The organism is Acinetobacter sp. GW821-FHT01C12, from assembly GCF_059422625.1.
This window is the reverse complement of record NZ_JBWKXD010000010.1, coordinates 89,510-97,072: the sequence shown is the minus strand read 5'-3', so window position 1 is coordinate 97,072 and position 7,563 is coordinate 89,510. Positions and strand designations below refer to the sequence as shown.

The window sequence follows — 7,563 nt, the reverse complement described above, 5'->3', positions numbered from 1 at the left end:
CGCAGCGGTAGTTCAGTTGGTTAGAATATCGGCCTGTCACGCCGAGGGTCGCGGGTTCGAGTCCCGTCCGCTGCGCCATTTATCTTTTTTCCTGAGATCAAGATATTTGGAATAGTAAGAAATTGAAGTTTTTGATTTTTAAAGATCGAACATTATAGACTTCATATCGCTTACTCCCCATCTTTAGGATAGAACTTAAGATTAAATCATCGATTTTCTTATAGGTTCAAACAGAGTAAACAACTTTGTTTATCCACACTCAGGGCGCTTAGCTCAGTTGGTAGAGCGTCTGCCTTACAAGCAGAATGTCGGCGGTTCGATCCCGTCAGCGCCCACCACATTTTCCAATCTAGTTATTTGTTTAGAACTTCTGTATAATATATAAGCATAAGTATTTTAAAAATAAATTTTCTATGCGAAATCCATATCAACGTAAAGCTGCGTCTTCAACTCAAAAAAACTCAGTTCAAACCCTAGACCAATATAAACATTTTGTCGAAATGATTGTTTCACAAACCAAGGTTTTTGTTCTTTATGATGATGGCTGGGCTTTGTGCGCATCACCGACAGGGCAACAGTCTTTAGCTGTTTGGCAAAGTAAAAATTTGGCACAACTTCTGATTAAAGATAACTGGAGCCGTTATACAGTTCAAGAAGTTGAACTCATTGTTTTTATTGAACAGATGATTCCTTTTATCAAACAAAATGATACGGCAATTTCTATAAATTTAACCCCTGAAGGGCGGAATATTTTAGTTTCAACAAATAAATTTTTACTCGACATCAAAAATTATTTATATCAGATGTATACGACTCAACCTGAGTTATTTCAAAACAATAAACGCTTACCGCTACCACGTAAAATTCGCTTACATCAGTAACGCTGTACAAACAATGACATGGCGTTCTGCGTCTTAATATTCACCGAGCACCCAACCGCTGATATAGGCAAAATACTCTCTTAACCATGCATTATAGCGTGTCGTGAGTGGAGTTTCAGCACCTACAGTAATGAAGTTATGATAGCCTTGCTTTCTGGCGATTGCTGCGGCACGTAAGGTGTGAAAATCACTGGTCACAATCGCAATTTTAGAGTCTAAAGTTAAACCATGCGCTTTTAAAATCGCTTGGCTATTTTTTAGATTTAAGTCAGTACTGGTACTTTTATTTTCTTGTAGAATTCTACTGGCTTGGATTTGCATATGCTCTTGTAAATATTGCGACATAATTTCTGCTTCAGGTTTTTCTTCACCAAAATCTAAACCACCACTGACAATGATCAAAGCTTGAGATTGTTGTTTTGCAATTTCACCAGCTTGATCTAAACGTTTTGCGAGGGTTGGTGAGGCTTTTCCTTGGGTAATGCCACTGCCTAACACAATAATTGCTTGTAGATTATTTTCTGCTGTATTTTGTTGGGATTTTAAGTGGATATAACCAAAGAAGCCGATTAAGCTGACTGACCAAAGCGTAAATAGAACCCATCCTAAGCGCCAGATTTTCTTTAACTTTAAGTGTTGGGCTAAATACTGCTGAATGTGTTGGCTCCATATTGCTGTAGTAATAAAGACTAAGCCAATCAGCAAAGGGAGTATTGTTCCTAAGTGGATTTTTTTATATAAAATTAAAATAAATCCATCGAGGAATAAGACAAATCCCAGCAAAAAAAAGACAATGCGGAAGAGTTTATTGTTATACATGGGTGAAAATAAATCATTAAAAATTAGTCTAATTCTAAACGAAATCTGTGCATTTATTATATATGAATCAAAAAAAACCGAGCAGTTGAGCTCGGTTTTGGGTTTTGGTAGGTAAATTTATTCAATAGCCCCTAATAAACATCACGACGATAACGACCATCTAAACGTAATTGTTCAACGGTGTCTTCTCCAAGGATATCAATTAAAGCGAGATCAACATCAGTTGCCATACCATTGATACTGCCACATACATAGATTACCGCATCATTGGCCACCCATTTTTTCAGTTCTTCGGCATGATCACGCAGTTTATGATGTACATAAATTTTTTCAGCTTGATCACGAGAGAATGCTAAATCAATACGTTTTAGCATCGCTGTATTTTGCCAAGCTTGAATTGTATCTTTAAAGAAATAATCGTTTGCTTGTTGGCGTTCACCAAAAATCAACCAGTTTTCAGTATAGTCCATACGAACACGGGCATGAATCAAACTCATTATTCCCGCAATCCCGGTACCATTTCCGATACAGATAATCGGGCGGTTATCGGTAATTAAATGGAAAGATTCATTATTACGAATTCTTAACGCAATTTTATCACGCAATTGCACATGTTCTGTCAGCCAACCAGAACCGAGACCAAGCTCACCTTGAGGATTTTGTTGCTGACGAACCACCAAACGCAACACTTGCTGACTTGGAATACTGGCAATCGAATACTCACGAGTTGGTAGCGTAGGGAGTTGCTCGAGTAAGTGTTCCATATTGGCAAAAGGTTCAATAGCAACAGTTAAATCGCGATTCCAAAGCGCTTCTTGAATGCTTTGTTCGAGTGAATCCACTTTTGTCTCTGCATGAACTTGATATTTATCCAAGAACAATTGAATACGTTCTGGACTATTTCCCGTTTGAATTTCAGCAATATCGCCTGCTTGCCAAGTTGTATCGTAACTGGCTTGTAATTCAAGATTAAATGCGGGTGCGCCTAAGCTGTTTGGATTGAGTAATTCTCGTTTTGTTAGACGCCATTGATCAAAAACTTTATCAATAGACATTGTTTGTAGATCGAGTTTTGTGGTTTTTGCTAAAGCGTCATTCCAATGTTGGATATCTGCATTATTGCCATTGTTGACTTCAAGCGTAGCAAACAATTGTTGCGCACCAGAATGTTTTAACCATGCATCTATGCGATGCCCAAAGCTACAATAGGTCTCAGGATAGTCTTGTGAACCCAATGCTAAAACCGCATATTTTAAATGCGAAAGATCCAATGATGTAGCCATGAGCTTTTTCTCAAAGTGCGAGGCTAAGTCAGGTGCTTCACCTGTACCATAGGTACTTGCAATCAAGAGAATCTGTTTGGCTTGCTTGAGATCATCTTCAGAGAGTTGTTGTACAGCTTTTACTGTTGTTGGCTGATGGGCTTCTTGCAGACTGGTTGAGGTGCGCCATGCCAATTGCTCAGACATTCCTGTTTGAGAGGCATAAGCAATTAACCAAGGTGTTGCATTTGGATCAATTTGAATTGCTGAACCCGCTTGTTTTGCAGCAAGGGTGAGTCGCTTTTGCTTACGACGTTTTAAATACAGCATCCATCCAGTAACAAAAAATAATGGCATTGCCAATGCCGCAAGCATTGCGATGAATTGAAAAACTGGGCCAAAGAAGCTACCACGGTGCACAGGGAGCATACTTCCCATGATTTTTTCATTGAGTGGTTTGCTTTCGTATAAGTCTAATTTTTCAATTTGTGCAGTTTGATAGTTATAGGTTGCTTTATTTCGTGCACGCTCATGTTGTGGAATAGCATCAACAAAGGTGAGTTCAACTTTACCATCTGGCTTTTTAGGGATCGAAACAGTCAGTGTCGAATAGTCACGTTTAATTTGAGCATTAAACCCATTCCATGTTTGAGTAAGTACATGTTGAATTTGTTCTGGTTTTAAACCTTCTTTATTCTCATGCTTATTTTCACGGTCTGGTTGTTGATGACCAGTCGTTGGATTTTGCTTTTCGCCACGTTGTTGTGGTTGTTGTTGCGGATTGCCAGAAGTCCCTTGACGTCCTTGACCTTCTCCACCGCGTGCCGCTTGCATTTCAGGCTGAGGTCGTTCAACCCCCATTACTTTAAACATACCATTGCGCCACCAGTCATACGACCAATACAGCCCAGTACATGCTAAAAGTAAATAAAAGATCACCACCCATGTGCCGACTACAGCATGTAGATCCCAAAGGAAATTACGACCTTTGAGTTTAGGCTTAATGGCAAACCATTGTTTAAAAGAATGCTTTTTCGGCCAGCGTAAATAGAGGCCACTGAGTACAAAGAAAATTAACATCAAAGTACTGGCGCCAGTAATTTGTTTACCGACTTCACCGACAGTTAAGTTCCGATGCAGTTGCTGTATAAATTGAAAAAAATCTTTGCCTTTCACTTCTGGAAGAACTTCGGCCGTGTAAGGGTTTACCATCATGGTATAACCTCTACGTGCGCCTTCTTTGACAATATTAATGTTTGAAGCCTCTTCAGCAGCTTTCGCGACAGTAATACTGTTGATTTTCATTTCAGAGTTTTGGGTTTGGAAATGTTGATAAATTTCAGCAGGCGTGAGTTTTGCCTGATTTTCAACTTTTACCGTGTAGCTGTCTGGGTTTAACCATCTTTGAATCGGTTGTTCATAAGAATAGATTGCACCAGTTACTCCCATAATTGAGAGAATTAAACCAGCTGTAATCCCTAGAAACCAGTGAATTTGAAAAAAAATCTTTTTAAACATGGCAATGCAAAGGGCAGAATATTTTTGATAGCAAATTATAGCTGAATAAATCGGAGAGATAATGAATTTTGCAGATAATATTTATTCTCATTATCATTTTTATTAAAATAGCGAAGTACAAAAAAACCTCCAAAAATGGAGGCCTTTTAAAATTTTAAATTAAAGTGTCTTGGGTTCACCAACAACTTCTTTTAAATGTTTACGCAGTGTTTCAAAGGGAAAATTCTTGCTATCCATACGTTTAGGTAGAATATATGCGCCTTGTTGGCCTTTCACTTTAAAGTTTACCAGTAAGAATTCAGGGGTGTTGTACCATTCATAAATGTCTTTCCAAGCCACGGTTCCAACACCTTCTTGTACACCCATTTGTTGACGCATCACAATACCACTTGGCTGTACACCTAATTTTACACCTTTGATTTCCTGAACTGGAAATTCATTCATCTTGCGTTTTACATACCATTCAAGACCGAATTTGCGAACCAAAAGATAGATGGCAACCGCAGCAAGAACCACCCAAAAAATAATGGTTGAATAGTTTTTAATTAAAGCGATGCCAAGTAATGAGAGTATGACTGCTACACCCATGATTGCCCAAGCTTTAATCCCAATTTTATTGGTACTACGCCAAATTGCAAGTTGAGCGCCGCGTTGTTCGGCTTCCGAAACTTCGTACGGAACAGGTTGTAAGGTATAAGCGTAAATATTCTTGGCAGTCATAGTGTCAGTAATGTATGTAAATCTAGTCAGAGTTTAGCACTAAATCTCAAGATTTAGTGCACCTATTGTACCAAATAACGATGCAATTTTGATGCAGATTTATAAAGAAGCCAATTCAGTAGATTGATCATCTCGTTCATGGCTTAAATTCTGTTTCAAGCTACTTAGTTGCTTTAAAATACTGAACATTAATGACAATTGTTGAAGAATAATGAGTGATTTAGAGTCTTCTGACTCGGATTGGCTTAAACGGGTACGAATGGCTTTCAACATATTGTGCGCGGTTAAATCAGGCATTTCATCCCGTAATAAAGCCCCAGAGATATCATCTAAAGCTTGATCCAATAGATTAAGCACCTGTTGGTCTTTCACTTGCTCACGATGTGCACCGAGTGCTGCGATATAGCTAAGAAAGGTATGATTTAAACATAAGAACTCAAAAGCTAAGCTTTTTTGACTTGGGTCAAAATCTGGTTCAGTGGCAAGGGTTGAAATCAGTGAGGCAACATCTGCATCCCGATTATGTGCAGCACGGCGAACAATTCGATACTCTAAACTATTATTGCGTCCCTGATGATATTGAGCGACTACATTGGCCAAATAATTGCATTGAGCTTCCAGTGAACGTTGAATGGTGCGGGGTAAACGACGGAACTTCCAGTCAGGGAAAATAAAGCTGACACCGAACCAGGCGAGCGCACAGCCAATCACTGTATCAATCATACGAGGTAGCGCAGCCTCATAGCCAAGCCCATCCAAGTTAAAATTGATCAGCGCCATGATGGTAATAAAGGCAGTGGCTTGGGCATATTGTTTACTGCGTAAATCAAAAAACAATACACCACTAAGTACGAGTAGTAAGAGTTGTCCTTCAATAGAGGGCACAAAATACAAAATTGCATAACCTAAAATAATGCCGCCTAAGGTTCCAATAATCCGTAATCTCAAACGTCGTTTGGTCGCATTAAAGTTTGGTTGGCTGACAAACAGTGCGGTTAATAGAATCCAGTAACCGTATTCAATATTGGTGAGTTGCACAAAAACATAGCCAATAAACAAAACAATCGAAACGCGAATTGCATGTCTAAAAAGTACAGACTCAGGGGTTAAATTTTGTTTGATTCGAATGACAATATCATCCCAACCTTTGAGGTCATCATCTTTAAGTTGGTTTTCGAAATTTTTACTTTGATCGTATTTTATATGCCGTTCAGTTTCGAGATTTTGTAATTGGGCATCAATCGACTTTAAGTTTTGATAAAGCGCAAACAGTGAATTGACCCAAATTAAGTCATAATTTTCTTCTTTTTTGAGTTTATCTAGCGAGTATCTGAGGTTTTTAAAAGCATGCTCAAAACGGACATTATGCTGGTAAGTGGTGCGGTGTAAGATGCTATCACTCAAATCCTTACAGGCTTTACCTTGCAGCGCTAAAATACGTTGGAAACGAAATAACACATCGCTATGTTCAAACATTTTGGCCAGCTTTTGATAATCAATATGTGCTGAATCGGCCCGTTCATGAATATCTTGTGCAACAAAGTAATATTGTAAACTACGACGCGTATCACGTTGTCCTCGGTCACCTTTTAAACGCGTCAACAAGGCGGTACGCATATCATTAAAAATGCTGATGAGCTGTCCATTTTCCATAGACAAACTAATCATACTGTCTTGATAGCTGGTTGGTGTCATATCGACATCAAACAAATTGGATTTGGAAAATAGAAAATTACCTAATGATGAAAAACATTGAGACAATTTGTCTTGAACCTGCCGTACTGGGAACAGTAAAAAACTGATGGTTGAAATAAGCCCATACCAAATTGCACCAATCACCAATAGACTTGGCTGGATATACCATTGATCAAATAAATGCACCCCAAGCATGGAATATACAGAAACCACCAGACAGCCATAAGAAATGGTGGCATAGCGACGTCCCAAAGAACCCAATAAAATCCAACCGATACAAGAAACAATCAAACCTAACGCAAACAGAATAGGGTAAGGAAAGAGCAGGCTCACTGAGGCAGCGGTGATAAAGAATCCGATATAGGTATAGATCAAATTCATGATACGTACAGAGAAGCGATCGTCTATATCACTGAGACCTGCTGCAACCACCCCTAAGGTCAGTGGAATGGTCATTAACTGCTGTCCCAACAGATAAGGTACAAATGCAGTCCCTGTAAAGGCAATGATCATTCTCAAGTTATACATGAAACTTGTGTTGTAGGTTGCTTTTCTGAGTTTTAACAGCCAAGTGTTCAAAGGAAATCCTTGTTAAATCAATAGGGTGTTATTTACTTGGGCAATGCGATTTGGCTTATATGGCTTTTCACTTATCTTTGTGACAAATC

Annotated in this window: 5 protein-coding genes and 2 tRNA genes; 3 read left to right on the top strand and 4 right to left on the bottom strand. The window is 38.8% G+C overall.

Features of this window, described 5'->3' with window-relative positions:
• The first annotated feature begins 1 nt into the window (after position 1).
• The 3 genes from AC07WY_RS18005 to AC07WY_RS17995 all read left to right on the top strand — a co-directional run bounded on the left by AC07WY_RS18005 (position 2) and on the right by AC07WY_RS17995 (position 881).
• Positions 2 to 78: transfer RNA gene (locus tag AC07WY_RS18005), tRNA-Asp, on the top strand.
• Between the two features lie 184 nt (positions 79 to 262).
• Positions 263 to 338 (top strand) — tRNA-Val (locus AC07WY_RS18000).
• Positions 339 to 413: 75 nt separating this feature from the next.
• Complete coding sequence (locus AC07WY_RS17995; protein WP_419336606.1) at positions 414 to 881, top strand: DUF2750 domain-containing protein; 468 nt, start codon at positions 414 to 416, stop codon at positions 879 to 881.
• Positions 882 to 914: 33 nt separating this feature from the next.
• On the opposite strand, the gene AC07WY_RS17990 is transcribed toward AC07WY_RS17995, so the two are convergent.
• From AC07WY_RS17990 to yccS, 4 genes are all read right to left on the bottom strand, one after another.
• Entirely contained in the window at positions 915 to 1,700 is a 786-nt protein-coding gene (locus AC07WY_RS17990) for a YdcF family protein (protein WP_419336604.1), read from the bottom strand.
• Between the two features lie 131 nt (positions 1,701 to 1,831).
• Positions 1,832 to 4,480, bottom strand: coding sequence for a sulfite reductase flavoprotein subunit alpha (locus tag AC07WY_RS17985; protein WP_262086849.1), 2,649 nt, complete (start codon positions 4,478 to 4,480; stop codon positions 1,832 to 1,834).
• A 159-nt stretch (positions 4,481 to 4,639) separates the two neighbouring features.
• The gene (locus AC07WY_RS17980; protein WP_004817689.1) at positions 4,640 to 5,200 is read right to left on the bottom strand and encodes an SdpI family protein; all 561 of its coding nucleotides are present in this window, start codon (positions 5,198 to 5,200) and stop codon (positions 4,640 to 4,642) included.
• 99 nt (positions 5,201 to 5,299) lie between these two features.
• Complete coding sequence (gene yccS, locus AC07WY_RS17975; protein ID WP_081401510.1) at positions 5,300 to 7,474, bottom strand: YccS family putative transporter; 2,175 nt, start codon at positions 7,472 to 7,474, stop codon at positions 5,300 to 5,302.
• Positions 7,475 to 7,563 lie beyond the last annotated feature (89 nt).

Coding starts and splice junctions, on each gene's coding strand:
- AC07WY_RS17985 (WP_262086849.1), bottom strand. CDS start 4,480: ATGTTTAAAAAGATTTTTTTTCAAATTCACTGGTTTCTAGGGATTACA.
- AC07WY_RS17990 (WP_419336604.1), bottom strand. CDS start 1,700: ATGTATAACAATAAACTCTTCCGCATTGTCTTTTTTTTGCTGGGATTT.
- AC07WY_RS17980 (WP_004817689.1), bottom strand. CDS start 5,200: ATGACTGCCAAGAATATTTACGCTTATACCTTACAACCTGTTCCGTAC.
- AC07WY_RS17995 (WP_419336606.1), top strand. CDS start 414: ATGCGAAATCCATATCAACGTAAAGCTGCGTCTTCAACTCAAAAAAAC.